Source organism: Kitasatospora sp. SC0581 (assembly GCF_048159585.1).
Lineage (GTDB): Bacteria > Actinomycetota > Actinomycetes > Streptomycetales > Streptomycetaceae > Kitasatospora.
The window spans coordinates 120,176-136,329 of the sequence record NZ_JBLRWA010000018.1 but is presented as its reverse complement, the minus strand read 5'-3'; the positions used below and the strand labels follow the sequence as shown (position 1 = coordinate 136,329).

Annotated in this window: 8 protein-coding genes; 1 reads left to right on the top strand and 7 read right to left on the bottom strand. The window is 76.3% G+C overall.

Annotated elements, in window-relative coordinates; translation table 11 throughout:
• Positions 1 to 524: 524 nt before the first annotated feature.
• From ACLWS4_RS25005 to ACLWS4_RS24995, 3 genes are all read right to left on the bottom strand, one after another.
• Positions 525 to 2,180 (bottom strand): serine/threonine-protein kinase, encoded by a 1,656-nt coding sequence (locus ACLWS4_RS25005; RefSeq protein ID WP_416875269.1) that lies wholly within the window; start codon positions 2,178 to 2,180, stop codon positions 525 to 527.
• Positions 2,177 to 2,860: a hypothetical protein gene (locus tag ACLWS4_RS25000; protein ID WP_416875268.1), complete on the bottom strand. Its 684-nt coding sequence runs from the start codon at positions 2,858 to 2,860 to the stop codon at positions 2,177 to 2,179. The genes ACLWS4_RS25005 and ACLWS4_RS25000 overlap by 4 nt, the downstream gene beginning before the upstream one ends.
• Positions 2,861 to 3,165: 305 nt before the next feature.
• Positions 3,166 to 5,331 carry an N-6 DNA methylase gene (locus ACLWS4_RS24995; protein WP_416875267.1) on the bottom strand — a complete coding sequence of 722 codons (2,166 nt, stop codon included), beginning with the start codon at positions 5,329 to 5,331 and terminating at the stop codon, positions 3,166 to 3,168.
• 243 nt (positions 5,332 to 5,574) lie between these two features.
• On the opposite strand from ACLWS4_RS24995, the gene ACLWS4_RS24990 reads away from it, so the two are divergent.
• Positions 5,575 to 6,165, top strand: coding sequence for a DUF4352 domain-containing protein (locus ACLWS4_RS24990; protein ID WP_375877760.1), 591 nt, complete (start codon positions 5,575 to 5,577; stop codon positions 6,163 to 6,165).
• A gap of 117 nt (positions 6,166 to 6,282) precedes the next feature.
• On the opposite strand, the gene mfd is transcribed toward ACLWS4_RS24990, so the two are convergent.
• From mfd to ACLWS4_RS24970, 4 genes are all read right to left on the bottom strand, one after another.
• The gene (gene mfd / locus ACLWS4_RS24985; protein ID WP_074001293.1) at positions 6,283 to 9,912 is read right to left on the bottom strand and encodes a transcription-repair coupling factor; all 3,630 of its coding nucleotides are present in this window, start codon (positions 9,910 to 9,912) and stop codon (positions 6,283 to 6,285) included.
• 730 nt (positions 9,913 to 10,642) lie between these two features.
• Positions 10,643 to 12,007 (bottom strand): hypothetical protein, encoded by a 1,365-nt coding sequence (locus ACLWS4_RS24980; protein WP_416875266.1) that lies wholly within the window; start codon positions 12,005 to 12,007, stop codon positions 10,643 to 10,645.
• A gap of 265 nt (positions 12,008 to 12,272) precedes the next feature.
• The gene (locus ACLWS4_RS24975) at positions 12,273 to 14,969 is read right to left on the bottom strand and encodes an SUKH-4 family immunity protein (protein WP_416875265.1); all 2,697 of its coding nucleotides are present in this window, start codon (positions 14,967 to 14,969) and stop codon (positions 12,273 to 12,275) included.
• A 103-nt stretch (positions 14,970 to 15,072) separates the two neighbouring features.
• Complete coding sequence (locus ACLWS4_RS24970) at positions 15,073 to 16,074, bottom strand: SMI1/KNR4 family protein (protein WP_049660184.1); 1,002 nt, start codon at positions 16,072 to 16,074, stop codon at positions 15,073 to 15,075.
• Between the last annotated feature and the right edge of the window lie 80 nt (positions 16,075 to 16,154).

Below are 16,154 nucleotides of genomic sequence, written 5' to 3'. Positions count from 1 at the left end.
CCCTCAGCGGCGGGATGGGAGCCAGGGGGCGGCGGTGAGAGTAAGGGTGAAGCGGTCCCCTCCCCACAGCCCGCCCGACACCCCGCCCTCTCAGCGGCGGGATGGGAGCCAGGGGGCGGCGGTGAGGGTGAGGGTGGCGCGGTCTCCTCCCCATGGCCTGCCCGATGCCCCGCTCGCTCAGCGGCGGGGCGGGGGCCGGGGAGTGGCAGTGAAAGTGAGGACGAAGCAGTCCCCTCCCCACAGCCCACCCGACGCCGCGCCCCCTCAGAGACGGGGCGCGGTCCAGGAAGCGGCGGTGAAAGTGAGGGTGAAGCGGTCCCCACCCCACGGCCCGCCCGACGAGCCACCGCCTCGGCGGCGGGATGGGAGCCAGGGGCGGCGGTGGGAGTGGGGGTGGAACGGTCTCCTCTCCACGGCCTGCCCGATGCCCCGCCCCTCAGGGACGGAATGGGGGCCAAGGGGCGGCGGTGGGGGTGAGGGCGAAGCGGTCTCCTCCCACACGGCCCGCCCGACGAGCCACCGCCTCAGAGGCGGGGTGGGGGCCAGGGGGTGGCGGTGGGGGTGAGGGTGGAGAGGGATTGGCGGAGGCGGCGGACGGTGGGGTGGTGGGGGCCGTCGCGGCGTTCGCGTTCGAGGAGGAGGGGGAGGAGCCACTGCCAGGCGTTCTGGGGGGCTCCGGTGGCGGCGAGGTGGAGGCCGATGCGTTCGCGGAGGTCGTAGCCGCGCTCGGGGTCGGTGTCGAGGCCGGATTCGAGGCGGGTGGTGTGGGCGGTGAGGAGGGCCTGGTACTCGGCGAGGGCTTCGGGGCCGTGGCCGAGCCGGTCGAGGCAGATCGCGGCGCGGTAGCGGTGGTCGAGGCCCTGGAGGCCGTGCGGGCCGCCGTCGGCGGTGGCGGCGAGGCGGCGGTACTCGGGGAGGGCCTGCTGGGGGTGGCCCTCGTGCAGGAGGGTGCGGGCGTAGATGCTGCGGATGGTGCGCACCAGGGGCGCGGCGTCGCCGAGTTCGGCCTCGGCCCGGGGCAGCAGGCGGGCGGCGAGGCCGAGTACCTCGGTGTGGCGGCCGGCGTCGACCAGGTCGGAGAGCCGGGCGCACTCGGCGCCGAGGTCCGGGCCCGCGGGAACCGGGGGTGGGGTCGGAGGGGTCGAAGGCGCGGGCGGGATGAGGAAGGGTCGCGGCTCGGAGCGGACCACCGACGGCGGGGCGGCCGGGGCAACCGGGGCGACCGCCTCGGCCGGCGGCTGCGGCTGGTGCGGGTAGCGGAAGGGCCGGGCCGGGTCCGGCAGCGGGGTGTAGCGGGGCTGCGGGGCGCCGTCGGCCGGGGGCAGCAGCGGGAGCAGCCGCGCGTACACGGTCCGGGCGTCGGCCGGGCGGTCGGCGGGCTGCTTGGCGAGCAGGTCGAGCACCAGCTGTTCCAGCGGCTGCGGCACCTCGGGGCGCAACTCCCGCAGCGGGACGGGCGGTTCGTCGACGTGCCGGCGCAGGACGCCGAGCGCGGTGGGGGCCCGGAACGGCTCCTCCCCGGCCAGCATCTCGTGCAGCAGGCAGCCGAGTGCGTAGAGGTCGCTGCGCGGGTCGGTGGTGGCGGCGAGGGCCTGTTCGGGGGCCATGTAGGAGGGGCTGCCGACGGGCACGCCGGTGAGGGTGAGCCGGGTGGTCTCGGTGTCGAGGGCGGTGGCGATACCGAGGTCGAGCAGGACGGTGCGGCCGTCCTCGCGGACCATGACGTTGCTCGGCTTGAGGTCGCGGTGGACCACCGGGATGGCGTGGACGGCGGCCAGCGCGGTGCACAGCTGCGCGGCGACGGCCGCCGCGCGCTCGATCGGGAAGGGCGCGTCCTCGGCGATGAGGTCGGCCAGGCTGACGCCGGGGATGCGCTGCATGACGAGGTAGAGCTCGCCCTCGTCCTCGCCCGCGTCGAAGACGGTGACCAGCCCGGGGTGGTCGAGCGCGGCCGTGACCCGGCACTCGCGCAGGAAGCGGCGGCGCAACTCGTCACCGTGGCGGGCCCGTTCGCCGCCGGAGCCGGTCCCGCCGGGGACCAGGTGCTCGGGGCGGAGCAGCTTGACCGCGACCGGACGGTACAGCCGTTCGTCCTGGCCGGCCCAGACCTGGCCCATGCCGCCGTGGCCGATCTTCTCGGTGAGCCGGTAACGGCCGGCGATCAGCCGGGTGGCGGTCACGGCCGGTCCTCGCGGGCCTGGCGGCGCAGCAACTCGCCCAGCTCGCGCAGGTCGTGGGCGGTCTCGGGGGCCGGGGTCACCGGGCCCTGGGCGGCGGGAGCGGGCACGCCGTACCCCGGCACGGTCGCCGCGTACGGCGAGACGTCGGGCACCGCGTACGGCGAAACGGCCTGCGGTACGCCCGGCGGTACGGCCCGCGGCGCCGGCCGCCCGGCCAGCCAGACCGCGCGGCTGTCCATCACCAGGAAGTGCGCCGTCGGCAGGAGCCAGAGCACGGCCAGAGTGATCGAGCCGGTGGTGTCGGCGGCCGGATTCTTCAGGGTGCCCGCGATCCCGGCGGAGACGATCATGGTGAGCAGCAGCGCGCAGAACACCGCCGCGCCGAGGATGTCGTACGCCCGTCGGCGCCGGACCGCCAGCAGCAGCGAGGGGACGGCCCCGAGCAGGCCGAAGGTGAGCAGTGGGGCCAGCGCGCAGAGCACCCGCGCGACCACCCCGAACCGCCCGGGTACCGGAGCCTGTCCGGCCACCGCCACCGGCCGGGGCAGCCCACCCGGCAGTCCGCCCGGCACCGTTCCCGGCGCCGTTCCCGGCGCGTACCCCGGCCCCTGCCCCGGCCCCGGCCCGTACGGCGTTCCGCCGGGCGGCGGTCCGAACTGCCCGGGGTACTGCCCTGACATGCGCGCTCCTGAGCTGGTGAGGACCGGCACCGACGGACGGTGCGAACGGCTGCGCCCACCGTACCGCCAGGCCCGGTCGCCCCGGAGGGCTTCCGTCCGCCTGCTGCCGCATCGGTATCACGCCGGTACCGCGCCGGTACTGAGCCGTGGTCACCTCCGGGAACGGACCCCTTCCCTCCCTCGGCCACCGCCGTCCACCGGAGCGGACGCGACGCCTACCCGAGGACGGGCCCCGGGGCGGGACCAGTCGTCCACGCCGGAGCCGCACGCGGCCTCGGGGTGCGTGCACCGCTGGGAGGTGTGCCCTACTCCGGCGGCGCCAGGGCGCCGGTCGCCAGGGCGTCGGTGGCGGCCCGGGTGAGGCCGCGGCCGAGGGCGGCGGCCTGGGTGAGGGCGGCGTCGAAGGCGGCGAGGCGGGCGAAGGCGGTGCCGAGGCGGTGCTGGGCGGGGAGGGGGAGGCGGGGCAGTTCGACGCGGCGGATGTCGAGGCGGGCGGTGGTGGTGGCGTGGCTGGCGGCGCGTCGGGTGCCGGCGGTGGAGCGGAACTGGCCGGCCAGGAACTCGGGGTCGAGGGCGGCGGGGTCGGGCCGCAGGAGGTGGAGTTGGCGGCCGAGGGCGGCGCCGACCAGCGGGCCCTCGGCGGGGACGACCCGGGCGGTGCCGCCGCCGAGGGCGGGGACCAGGACGTCGCCGGGGCGGGTGCGGACGTCCCCGGCCGGGCCGGGGCCGGTGGCGAGGACGGCGCTGGGGTCGGCTCCGGTGGCGAGGTCCTGGTCGGTGACGACGGGGGTGCCGCCCGAACCGGCCGGCCGGGTGGCGGCGCCGGTGCCGGAGGAGTACACCTCCAGCGCGCCGCCGCGGACCAGCTCGCCGATGGTGACCACCCCGACGGGCGCGGCACCGGAGGCGCCGTCGGTCGCGGCGCCCGGCCGCGGCAGCAGCGTGACCGGGTCGGGCAGGTCGGCCAGCAGTTCGGCGAGCCGGCCGCCGAGGTGGGAGAGTTCGGCCGCGCCGCCGAGCGGGGCGGCGGGCGGGACGTGCCGGGCCGGGGAGAGGTCGGTCTCGTCGTCGAGCAGGTCGATGGCGGCCATCACCCGGTGGACGCCGGGGCGGTCGGCGGGGACGGGCAGGCCCTCGCGCGCGGCGAGGTCGAAGCCGCGCCAGGCGTCCAGGACGGTGCGGCGCAGCCCGGTCCAGTCGACCTTGTCCCGGCCCCCCTCGGCGGCCTGCGCCCCGGCGGCCCCGCCCGGTCCGGTGGGCACCGGGCCGGAGGCCGACGCCCCGGCGTCCAGCATCAGCACCTGGCGGAAGTCGCTCCCCGGCAGGGGCGCGCGCAGCACCCACAGGTGCAGCGGGACGCCGTACGGCGGGGCGGCGCCGGCCGGCAGCGCGATGACGGCCCGCAGCGCGCCGGAGCGGAGCAGTTCGGCCCGGATGCGGCGGCCGGCCCGGCGGGCGGCGACGGTCGGCGGGAGCAGCAGCGCGGCGAGGCCGCCGGGGCGGGTGTGGGCGAGGCAGTGCAGCACCCAGGCGAGTTCGGACTCGCCGCGCGGCGGGACGAGCCCGCCGGGCCAGCGGGTGTCGTACTGCAGCTCGTCGTGGCCCCAGTCGCGCTCGTTGTACGGGGGCTGGCAGAGCACCGCCTCGAAGGTGTCGCCGGGGAAGCCGTCGGCGCGCAGGGCGTCGCCGGCCCGCAGGTCGAGCGGCAGCGGGCCGGGCTCGTCGGCGGGGGTGTGCAGGGCGATCCGGAGCCGGGCGAGGGCGGCGGCGACCGGGTCGGCGTCCTGGCCGTAGCGGCCGGTGGTCGGCGGGTGGGCGAGCAGGACGGAGCCGAGGCCGACGGCCGGGTCGAGCACGGTGGCGGGGACGCCGGCGACGGCGGCGAGCAGCTCGGCGGCCTCCGGCGGGGTGGGGCTGAGCTGGCGGGTGTTGGCCTCGGCGTACCGGGTGAGCAGCTGCTCGTACGCGCCGACCGGGCCGGCCTGGGCGGCGAGTTCGGCGAGCAGCCGGGCGAGGTCCAGCTGGGTGCTGCCGAGCAGGCCGGGGAGGCCGAGGGTGCGGGCGCCGTCCGGGCCGAAGGCGTGCACGGCGGTGCCGGCGACGGCCCGGGGCAGTGCGAGGGCGAGCCGGGTGTCGGGCCGGTCGGCGAGTTCGGCCCACTGTCCGGGCTCGCGGTGCAGCAGCAGGAGCAGGGCGCCCGCCTCGACCAGCGGGGCGGCGGGGTGGCCGGCCGGGTCGCGGAGGGTGTCGACGAGCTGCCAGACCCGCTCCAGCAGCGGGAGTTCGGCGATCTTGCCCTGGGCGCGCAGCCAGGACTCGACCTCGGCGAGCGCGAAGGCCGGGCTGGCGTCGGTGCCGCCGACCGGGCGCGGGAAGTCGGGGTGGCGGCGGCGCCAGTTGCTGACCGCGGCCCGGCCGACGCCGGCCAGCCGGGCGATCTCGGCGGCGGTCACTTCGGGACGGTCCGGCACGGGGGCTCCTTCGGTGGGGCTGCGACCGCACGGCGGGCGGGGGCTGGGCGCCGGGCCGGGGGTGGGCGGCTCGGGGCTGTGACCGCACAGCATAGCGACGCGCCCCTCGATCCCAGTTCACATGTGAACAGAGCTCTTTTGTGAAATCGCATTGACATGGTTCACGCCCGAGTGGTGTGATCTCTCCGTCGCCACCGAACGGGGGCGGCGCCAGGAAGACCACCGATCACCGGGAGAACACCCATGTCCGCGACCACCCGCCGCCGCACCGCCTCCCTGCTGCTGGGCGCCGCCCTGATCACGCTCACCGCGACGGCGTGCAACTCCACCGGCGGCCCGTCCGTCGCCACCGAGCCCAAGCAGAGCGCCGCCGCGAGCGCGCCCGCCGGCGGCGGCAAGCCGGCCGACGCCCCCAAGGTGGCGCAGGTCGGCGACACCATCCCGCTCAAGGGCAACGACCCGGCCGACACCGCCGAGGTGACGCTGGTGAAGGTGGTCGACAACGCCGAGGCCGACAACGAGTACGTCCACCCGGCCGACGGCAAGCGCTTCGTCGCGGTCCAGTTCCGGATCAAGGCCAGCGGCAAGAAGGCCTACAGCGACGCCCCGGGCAACGGCGCCAAGGTGCTGGACGCCCAGGGCCAGGCCTTCGGCACCACGGTCGCCGACACCAAGGCCGGCCCGAGCTTCCAGGTCCCGGCCACCATCGCCCCCGGCGAGAGCGCCCTCGGCTTCGTCACCTTCGAGGTCCCGAAGGACGTCAAGCTCGACAAGGCCCAGTTCGGCCTGGACAGCGGCTTCGCCCCGCAGACCGGCCAGTGGAAGATCGGCTGACAGCCCTGTTCACAGCCCCAGTCCCACCCCGCTCAGGCGGACGGACAGACAGGCAGACACGAAACGGCGGCCCCGGGCAGAGCCCGAGACCGCCGTGGACCACCCGAGGGGCGGACGCTACTTCTTCGCCCCCGCCAGGTCGTCGAACATCGCCGACAGGAACTCGCTGCACCAGCCCAGCAGCTCCCGCCCGACCAGCGGCTTGCCGCCGATCCGCCCGGTGCTCGGGCGCGGCACCAGCAGCTGCTGGGCCGCCGCCTTCACCTGGCTGCGCGGGTAGAGCCGGTTCAGCCGCAGCTGCTGGGACTCCCGCAGCTCCACCGGCCCGAAGCGGACGTTGGAGCCCTGGAGGGTGATGTCCGAGATCCCGCACCGCCGGGCGTACAGCCGCAGCGCCGCGACCAGCAGCAGGTTCTCCACCGGCTCGGGCAGCTTGCCGTAGCGGTCCACCAGCTCGTCCCGGACCTGCTGGATGTCCTCCTCCGAGTTGACCGCGGCGATCGAGCGGTACGCCTGCAGCCGCAGCCGCTCGCCGGGCGCGTAGTCGTGCGGCACGTGGGCGTCGACCGGCAGCTCGATCTTCACCTCCAGCGGCTCCTCCTCCGCCTCCCCGCCGCCGGCCAGCGACTCGCGGAACTCCGCCACCGCCTCGCCGACCATCCGCATGTAGAGGTCGAAGCCGACGCCCGCGATGTGCCCGGACTGCTCGCCGCCGAGCAGGTTGCCCGCGCCGCGGATCTCCAGGTCCTTCATCGCGACGTACATGCCCGCGCCCATCTCGGTGTGCTGGGCGATGGTGGCCAGCCGCTCGTGCGCGGTCTCGGTGAGCGGCTTCTCCGGCGGGTACAGCATGTACGCGTAGCCGCGCTCGCGGCCGCGGCCGACCCGGCCGCGCAGCTGGTGCAGCTGGGAGAGGCCGAAGGTGTCGCCGCGCTCCACGATCAGGGTGTTGGCGTTGGAGATGTCGATGCCGGACTCCACGATCGTGGTCGACACCAGGACGTCGAACTCCTTCTCCCAGAAGTCGACGACGACCTTCTCCAGCTGGGTCTCCCCCATCTGCCCGTGCGCGGTGGCGATCCGCGCCTCGGGCACCAGGTCCTTCAGCCGGGCGGCCGCCTTGTCGATCGACTCCACCCGGTTGTGGATGTAGAACACCTGGCCCTCGCGCAGGAGTTCACGCCGGATCGCGGCCGAGATCTGCTTCTCGTCGTACGGCCCGACGAAGGTCAGCACCGGGTGCCGCTCCTCCGGCGGGGTGGTGATGGTGGACATCTCGCGGATGCCGGTGACCGCCATCTCCAGGGTGCGCGGGATCGGGGTCGCGGACATGGTGAGCACGTCCACGTTGGCGCGCAGCTTCTTCAGCTGCTCCTTGTGCTCGACGCCGAAGCGCTGCTCCTCGTCGACGATGACCAGGCCGAGGTCCTTGAACCTGGTCTCGGAGGAGAACAGCCGGTGGGTGCCGATGACGACGTCCACCGAGCCCTCGAACAGCCCCTCCAGGACGGCCTTGGCCTCGCTGTCGGTCTGGAAGCGGGACAGCGCCTTCACCGTCACCGGGAAGTTGGCGTAGCGCTCGGCGAAGGTCGAGAAGTGCTGCTGCACCAGCAGCGTGGTCGGCACCAGCACCGCCACCTGCTTGCCGTCCTGCACGGCCTTGAACGCGGCCCGCACCGCGATCTCGGTCTTGCCGTAGCCGACGTCGCCGCAGATCAGCCGGTCCATCGGGACGGACTTCTCCATGTCGGACTTGACCTCGGCGATGGTGGTCAGCTGGTCGGGCGTCTCCGCGTACGGGAAGGCGTCCTCCAGCTCGCGCTGCCACGGGGTGTCCGGGCCGAAGGTGTGGCCGGGGGCGGCCATCCGGGCCGAGTACAGCTTGATCAGGTCGGCGGCGATCTCCTTGACCGCCTTCTTGGCCCGCTGCTTGGTCTTCGCCCAGTCCGCGCCGCCGAGCCGGTGCAGCGTCGGGGCCTCGCCGCCGACGTACTTGGTGACCTGGTCGAGCTGGTCGGTCGGCACGAACAGCCGGTCGCCGGGGTGGCCGCGCTTGGCCGGGGCGTACTCCAGCACCAGGTACTCGCGGGTGGCACCCTGGACGGTGCGCTGCACCATCTCGACGTACTTGCCGACGCCGTGCGCCTCGTGGACGACGTAGTCGCCGGCCACCAGCGCCAGCGGGTCGATCGCGTTGCGGCGGCGCGAGGGCATCCGGCGCATGTCCTTGGTGGAGGACTTCTGGCCGGACAGGTCGGTCTCGGTGATGACCGTGAGCTTCAGGTCCTCGTCGACGAAGCCGTGCTCGATCGAGCCGCAGGAGACGTGGACGACGTCCCGGGTGGGCGCCTCGGCGAGGTCGGCGACCAGGCGGGCCGGGATCCCCTCGTTGCCCAGCACCTCGGCGAGCCGGGAGGCCGGGCCGTGCCCCTCGGTCACCATGACGACCCGCCAGTCGGCGGCCAGCCGCTCCTTGGCGTCGGCGATCGCCCGGGCGGTGTCGCCCCGGTAGGCCTCGACGGCGTGCATGCCGAGGGTCAGCGTGTTGGCGTCGAACTCCAGAATGCCGTCGACGGTCGACTCGCTGGTCGCGAACGGGCTGACCGACCACCAGGGCAGTCCGATCTCGGCGGCGTGCTCGCGCACCTCGGCGAGCGAGCGCAGCGAGGCGGCGGAGACGTCGATGGCCTCCAGGTCGATCGGCCGGTCCCCGCCCGCCGCGGCCGCGACCCAGGACGCGTGCAGGAACTCCTGGCTGGTCGCGACCAGGTCGGCGGCCCGGGTGCGGACCCGCTCCGGGTCGCAGACCACCGTGACGGAGCCGAGCGGCAGCACGTCCAGCAGCAGCTCCATGTCGTCCACCAGCACCGGCGCCAGCGACTCCATGCCCTCGACCGCGATCCCCTCGGCGATCCGGTCGAGGATCTCGGCCAGCCCGGGGTGCTCGGCGGCCAGCTCGGCGGCCCGGGCCCGCACCTCGTCGGTGAGCAACAGCTCCCGGCAGGGCGGCGCCCACAGGCCGTGCTCGGCGATCTCCAGCGAGCGCTGGTCGGCGACCTTGAAGTACCGGACCTCCTCGACCTCGTCGCCCCAGAACTCCACCCGCAGCGGGTGCTCCTCGGTCGGCGGGAAGACGTCCAGGATGCCGCCGCGGACGGCGAACTCGCCGCGCTTCTCGACCAGTTCGACGCGCGCGTAGGCGGCGGCGGAGAGCCGGCGGGCCACCTCCTCCAGGTCGTACGACTCACCGCGCCGGACGGCCACCGGCTCCAGCTCGGCCAGCCCCTTGACCTGCGGCTGGAGCACCGAGCGGACCGGGGCGACGATCACCTGGACCGGCCCCGCCGCCGGGTCGTCCGCCCGCGGGTGCACGATCCGGCGCAGCACGGCCAGCCGGCGCCCGACGGTGTCCGAGCGGGGCGACAGCCGTTCGTGCGGCAGGGTCTCCCAGGCCGGGAACTCGGCGACGGCGTCGGCGGGCAGCAGCGAGCGCAGCGAGGCCGCGAGGTCCTCGGCCTCCCGGCCGGTCGCGGTGACGGCGAGCACCGGACGGCCCCGTTCCCCGGCGGCCTGCCCGGCGAGCGCGCGGGCCAGCGCGGCGATGGCGAACGGCCGGGCGGCGGGCGGCCCGACCAGGTCCAGGTGGCGGCGTCCGCCGGCCGCGGCTCCGGTGGCGGTGGCCGCCTCGATGGCCTCGGCGAGCGCCGCGTCCCGCGCGACGACATCGAGCAGTCCGGTCAGACTCATCTGGGGTCTCTTCTTCGTCCCGTGGCTGGTGCTGTCCCGGGGCGGCGAAGGCCCGCCGGGGCAACGCGAACGGCCCGGCACGCCGAGCGGCCGGGGGTCTCCAGCCTACGCCGCGGCACGGACACGCACGCGGTCCACGGCTCCGGCGGGGCCGGACCCGAGCCGGACCGGGGGCCACGCCAGGACCGCGCCGGGGCCGTACCGGGGCCCGGGACGTCGACCCCCCACTCGCCCGCCCCCCAAGTTTTGTCAGGAACACATCCGGGAACGAACGGCTGGACGGACCACCGGTCCGGCCGGTGGACGAACCGACCGGAACCCGCACCGAACCGGGCACGGCCATCCGCCACGAACTGGACATACTCCTGTCACTGGCCGTCCATGGAGATCGCGCACCATGGTGAACGTGCCCGCCGCACCCAACCGTGGGGGATGGCTGTGGGGGCACTGTCGCACCCCCGATGGGGGTCGGAGGTGCGAGGCCGGGCGGCCCTGGGTGGGGGCGCCCGCCCAAGCGCCGGGAACCGTGGCGCCCTTTCCTGGAGGGCGCCACGGGTCTCGGCCTCTTTCGTTCCCGGGGCCTACCCCGTCGGCCGCCGTCCTATCCCGAACCCGGCCCCCTGTTCCGCCCCGCCCCGCCCCGGCACGACCGGTACCCCGGCACGACGAAGGCCCCGGCCCGCCCGGTGGGGGCGGTCGGGGCCTTCGCGGCGCGCGGTCGGGCGCCCGGTCAGCGGCGGTTGTAGCTCACCGTGTGCGGGGTCGCGTAGTCGCTGCCGTCGTCCACGATGATGATCTTCGGGACGATCCGGGTCTCGTCCTCCGACGGCTTCCCGGCGCCCTTCTCCACCGCGGCCGTCCCGTCGGCGGTCCCGCCGACCGTCTCCTCGGCGGGCGGCGCGGCCGGCTTCGGCGGCACCGGGCCGGTCGCCACGGGCCCGCCGATGGCCCTGGTGGCACTGCTGCCGACCACCGGCGTCCGCAGCACGGTCGCCGCCCCCTCCCGGGCGGCGGGGGCCTTGGCCCCGGCCGGAGCCGCGGGGGCCAGGGCCTTGCGCAGGTTCGCCACCGGGATCTCCCCGGTGTCCGCCTCCGAGTCCACCGGCGCGGCGTCGACGACGGCGTCCGCGACGGCGTCCCGCGGCGCGGGGGTCGTGGCGGCCGCGCCGGAGGCCTGGACGGCCGCGGCGGCCGCGGCCGCCACCTCGGGCTCGATCTGGCCGACCGCCGCCCCGGTGAGCGAGGCCAGCGTGGCCTTGATGTGGTCCAGGTGCTGCTGCACCGTGTCCAGCCGGGTGTCGAACTCGCGCTGCTCGCGCTCGCTCTCCGCGTTGATCTTCTCGGCCTCCCGGCGGGCCTGCTCGATCAGCTGGTCGGCCTTGGCCTGGGCGTCCGTCTCCAGCTGCTTGATCCGGTTCAGCACGGTCTCCCGCTGCTGCTCCGCCTCCTTGACCCGGCGCTCGGCGGTCGCCGAGACCTCGGTGTCCTCGGCGTCGGCCTTGGCCTGGGCGGCGGCGAAGGTCTCGTCGGCCTTGCGGCGCCGGGTGGCCAGCTCGGCCTCGGCCTGCTCGCTGGCCTCGGCGGCGGCCACCCGCACCTTGGCGGCGTAGGCGGTGGCGGCGTCCCGGGCGGAACGGCTCTCCCGGTCGGCGTCGGACCGGATGCCCTCGGCCTCGGCCCGGGTCCGCTCCTCGGTGCGGCGGGCGGCCGCGTCGGCGTCGGTACGGGTCGTGGTGCCGTACTCCTTGGCGGCGCGGTCGGCGGCCTGGCCGGCCTCGTAGACCTCGTCCCGCAGGTCCTCGGCGAAGCGCTCGGCCTTCTCCCGGACGGCGCGCGCCTCGTTCTCGGCCATCGCGGCCAGTCCGGCGGCCTGCTCGCTGAGCACCTGGTAGTCGGGCTCCGGGGCGTCCTCGGCGGTCCGGCGGATGTCGGCCAGTCGGGCCTCCATCTGCCGGATGCCTGCGCCCAGGACGCTCAGCCGCTCCCACGCCTCGTCACGCTGCGCGGTGAGGGCGGCCAGGGCTCGGTCGACCTGCTCGGGCACGTAGCCACGGCGGGCCTGGGTGAAGCCGTACTGGGGGACGGCGTCGCTCATGGGCTCTTCCCCTCGTTTCGCGGGCTGCGGAGCCCATGATCGGACGGAACGGACGGATCCGGAACCGGTTCGGAGGCCGGGGCCGGATTCCGCCGTCGTACGGACCGGAATGTGTCGAGGACCGGACGAATAGACCCATCCTCTTGACCTATTTTGCGCAGATCCGGGCGAAACCCCAACGAGGCACGGCTGCGTCGGCATGCCGAAGGGGTCGTTCCGGACACCGGAACGACCCCTCCCACCTGCGAGGATCAGCGACGACCCGCTACAGCAGGCCGTCCCAGAACTGCTCCAGCAGCACGGCCCACCACGTGTCCGCGTTCTGCAGGGCCGCCGGGTCGATCGCGGCGAGCTGGGCCTGGAAGTCGGTCGTCCATCGACCGGCCTGGTCCGGCGTCAGCCCGTACCGGAGCCGCCACATCCGGCCCAGCAGGGCCAGCGAACGGACGAACTCCGGTACACCGCTGTTGACGAACCGGGGCGGCTGGCCGGTTCCATCGATGTCCACGGCCACCACGTGCGCGGTGCCGTACTGGACGCACAGCTGGCGGCCGTAGTCGTTGCCCAGCACCAGGTAGCCGCCGAAGTCCGGGCCCGCGGCGAGGCCGCGCTCGGCGGCCAGCTCGGCGAGCGTCGGGATCGGACGGCCCTCCTGCGCCTGCGCCCAGAAGAACGGCCCGAAGTCGCGCGGCAGCCCGGCCCACATCAGGGTCTGGGACACCGGCTCGGGCACGCCCTGGCGGGAGACGGCGCGCTGCTCGTAGCGGAACAGGTTCTGCCCGAAGGCGGCCCCGGTCTCCTGGGCGAGCTGCTGCGGCGGGAGCGGCGGCAGCGCCTGGACCGTCCCCGGCGCGGGCGGCGGCACCCGGAACGGGCGGACCCGCTGGGCGCCGGACGCCAGCTGGTGCAGCTCGTCCAGGTGGTCGAGCAGCTCGGCCATCCCGGCCTGCCGGGACGCGTGGTCGCGGCCGTACGGGGCGGTGTGGGTGAGCCGGACGTTCGGCCAGGACGCGGCGATCATGCGGTTGCAGTAGCCGCCCGGCAGGTCGCAGGACTCCAGCTCGGTGTAGAGCTCCAGCACCTGCTCCGGCGGCACGTTGAGCCGGCGCAGGTCCTGGAGGATCTTCCACTCCGGGTGCGGGGTGCCGGGCTCGCTGCGGTGCAGCAGCTTCTGCTCCGAGCCGTCCGGGCCCCGGTAGCTGAGCGCGGCGAAGTACCCCGGGCCGACCGCGGGCACGCCCGGCGGCACCGGCGCGGGCGGCGGCGAACCCGGCACCACCGCCGGCGGGACGACCCCGGCGGCGCCGGGCGCGTTCGGGTAGCCGTAGCCGGCCGCGGGCGCGGCGGGGGCCGCCGGACCGCCGGGCGGCGGCGGGACGGCGGGGCCGCCGGACGGCGGGGTGCCCGGGTCCGCCGGGGCGCCCAGCAGCGCCGGGTCGATCGCGCCCGCCAGCTGGGTCGCCTCGTACGACGGACCGGACGCGGCCGGGCCGGCGGCCTGCGCGGCCTGCGGGGCCACCGGGGCCTCGCCGCCCCGCAGGCCCGCCGGGGGCGGGGGCGGCGGGGCGGAGGCGGCGCCACGACCACCGGGGTGGGCGGCGGGCGTGCCGGAGCCCGGGGTGTGCTTCAGCCCGGCGGGCGGAGGCGGCGGCGGACCCGAACCCGCACCGCGCCCCAGCCCGGCGGAGGCGGCGGGGCCGGGGGAACCGGCGGGGCCACCGCGCAGCGCGGCCGGCGGGGGCGGCGGCGGACCCGAACCCGCGCCACGGCCCAACCCGCCCTGCGGCGCGGCGGCCTCCGGGGCGACGGGGACCGGGGCGCCGGGAGCCGGCACACCGGGGGCCGGAGCGCCCGGGGCCGGAGCACCGGGCAGCCCGGCGAGACCGGGCAGACCACCGGGCGGGGCCAGCATCGTCGGCGCGTGCTCCACCTGCGGACCACCGGCGGGCGGACCACCGGCGGGCGGGGCCACCGGGGCACCCGGCAGGCCCATCAGCCCGGGCATGGCGTCCGGCGAGGCGAGCAGCGTGGGCGCCGGCTCGGCGGCCGGGGCGGGCGCCGGCACTGGCGCCGGTCCCGGGGCCGGCGGCGCGACGGGCGGCGCCGGGGGCTGCGCGGCGGGCGGCTGGGCGGCGGGCGGCGCGACCGGGGGCATGCCGTAGCCGCCACCCGTCGGCGGCATCAGCATGGTCGCGGCCTCGGCACCCGCCGACGCGGCGGGCTCGGGCAGGTCCGAGCCGGTGGTCCGCAGCCCTTCCGACATCAGGACGGTCGCGGCCTCGCCCTCGACCGGCGGCCGGCCGGGCACCCCAGGCGCGACGGGCGCGACGGGAGCCGCGACCGGCGGCACCGGCGCGACGGCCGGCTCGTCGTGCCCGGCCGGCGGCGCGAGCATGGTCGGCGCGTCCCCGGCGGGCCGGTCGGAGACCGGCGGCTCGGTCAGCACGGCCGGCCCGGGCCGCGGCGCCGCGGCGGGCGGCTCCTCGACGGGCGCGACAGCCGGAACGGGAGCGGGCGCGGCAGCGGCGGCAACAGCGGCCGGAGCCGTCCCGAGCCGCTCCGCCTCCGCCGCGATCGCCGCGGCCCCCGCCTCCTGGAGCCACTGCGGCGGGCTGAGCAGGAAGGAGGTCGCCTCCACCGGCCCGGGCGCGGGCTTCGCCGCCCCCGCCGGGTTGGCCGCCACCGGCCGCCCGTAGACCTCCTCGTACTGCCGGACCACCTCGTTGACGGGCAGCGCGGGCCAGAGCGTGCTGGCGCCGGAGTCCCGGGCGATCACCAGCCGCGCCTCCCCCGAGCCGCCGCCCGCACCGCCCGAGCCGTCGGCCGGGCCCGTGGGCGCCACCGCCCAGCAGACGAAGCCCAGGTCGAACTCCCGGACCCGCACCTCGCGCTGCTGCGAGCGCGGCACCCCGCCGTTGATCCACTCCTCGGCGAGCTCCTGCGCCTGCGCGTACGTCACCACGCCCGGTTCACCCCTGTCCGCATCCTCTTCGTCCCCCGTTCCACCGCGACCACCTCGGCCACCGACACCACCGCGAGCACCACGAGCACCGCGCCCACGCGCCTCAGCCGACCGGGACGGCCCGGGCGAACCCGCCGTCCACCATCAGCTCCGCGACCGTCTCCAGCTCCGGCGGGCTGCCGGCCAGCCGCAGCAGGAAGGCGTCGAAGTCCTCGCCGCAGGGCAGCAGCAGCCGGGCGCAGCGGTCCTCCGGCGCCTCCGGGCCGCCGGCGTCGCGGGCGTCGTCGTACAGGTGGAACCAGACCGAGCCGGTCCGCTCGCCGCGCACCTTGAGCGCGACCAGGCCGCCCTGCGCGTAGGCGATGCCCAGGTAGTCCTTGGTGAGGTGGTCGCGCAGGCACTTGTTGGCGTACACGACGTCGTCGGTGCCGTACTCCTCGGTGAGCGTCAGGAACGGCTGGTCGAGCAGCAGTCCGAGCTCGGTGTCCAGCGCCACGCCGACCGGGGCGCGGCCGCCGCCCAGCTTGAGGAAGGTGCGGTAGGCGTCGGGCAGCCGGTAGCCGAGGCGCTCCTCGGCGCGCTGCACCAGGTCCTCGGGGACGCCGATCGGGTCGCCGCCGTCCCCGGCCAGCGAGAAGTGCACCGGCCGGCGCTCCTGCAGCGGGCGGGTGCCGCGGCGGGTGTGGTCGGCGGCGGAGGTGGCCAGGCCGCCGTGGTGCCGCAGCAGCGCCTTGACCTCGACCGGGACGAGCTCCATCCGCCGCCAGCCGGGGGCGGCCCGGCCGACCGCGTGGTGCCAGGTCCAGCCGGGCGGGGTGGCGACGGCGGTCGGGAGGTCGGCCCAGAGCGGGTGGCCCTGGGTGTAGAGCGCGGCGTTGGCCGAGACGTAGTCGGTCAGCCGCAGTTCGTCCACGCCGAAGCCCGCCGGCGGGTCGGCCACCTCGGCCGCGGCGGCGGCGTACGGACCGAAGTCCGGGAAGCCGTACTCGTCCACCCTGACCCCGGCGGGGTGCCGCTCCGCGCGGACCGGGTCCGGGAACTGCACCACCTGACCTGCGTACGCCGCGTTCGGTGCGGCGGCGACGCCGGGCCGACCTGTCGTCATCTGGGAGCCCCCACTGGCTGCTGCAAAATACGGTGCTTGCTGGGCACCAGCCTAGGGCCTGCCCTCGAACTCCCGTCGTC

Coding starts and splice junctions, on each gene's coding strand:
- ACLWS4_RS24980 (WP_416875266.1), bottom strand. CDS start 12,007: ATGAGCGACGCCGTCCCCCAGTACGGCTTCACCCAGGCCCGCCGTGGC.
- ACLWS4_RS24990 (WP_375877760.1), top strand. CDS start 5,575: ATGTCCGCGACCACCCGCCGCCGCACCGCCTCCCTGCTGCTGGGCGCC.
- ACLWS4_RS24970 (WP_049660184.1), bottom strand. CDS start 16,074: ATGACGACAGGTCGGCCCGGCGTCGCCGCCGCACCGAACGCGGCGTAC.
- mfd (WP_074001293.1), bottom strand. CDS start 9,912: ATGAGTCTGACCGGACTGCTCGATGTCGTCGCGCGGGACGCGGCGCTC.
- ACLWS4_RS25000 (WP_416875268.1), bottom strand. CDS start 2,860: ATGTCAGGGCAGTACCCCGGGCAGTTCGGACCGCCGCCCGGCGGAACG.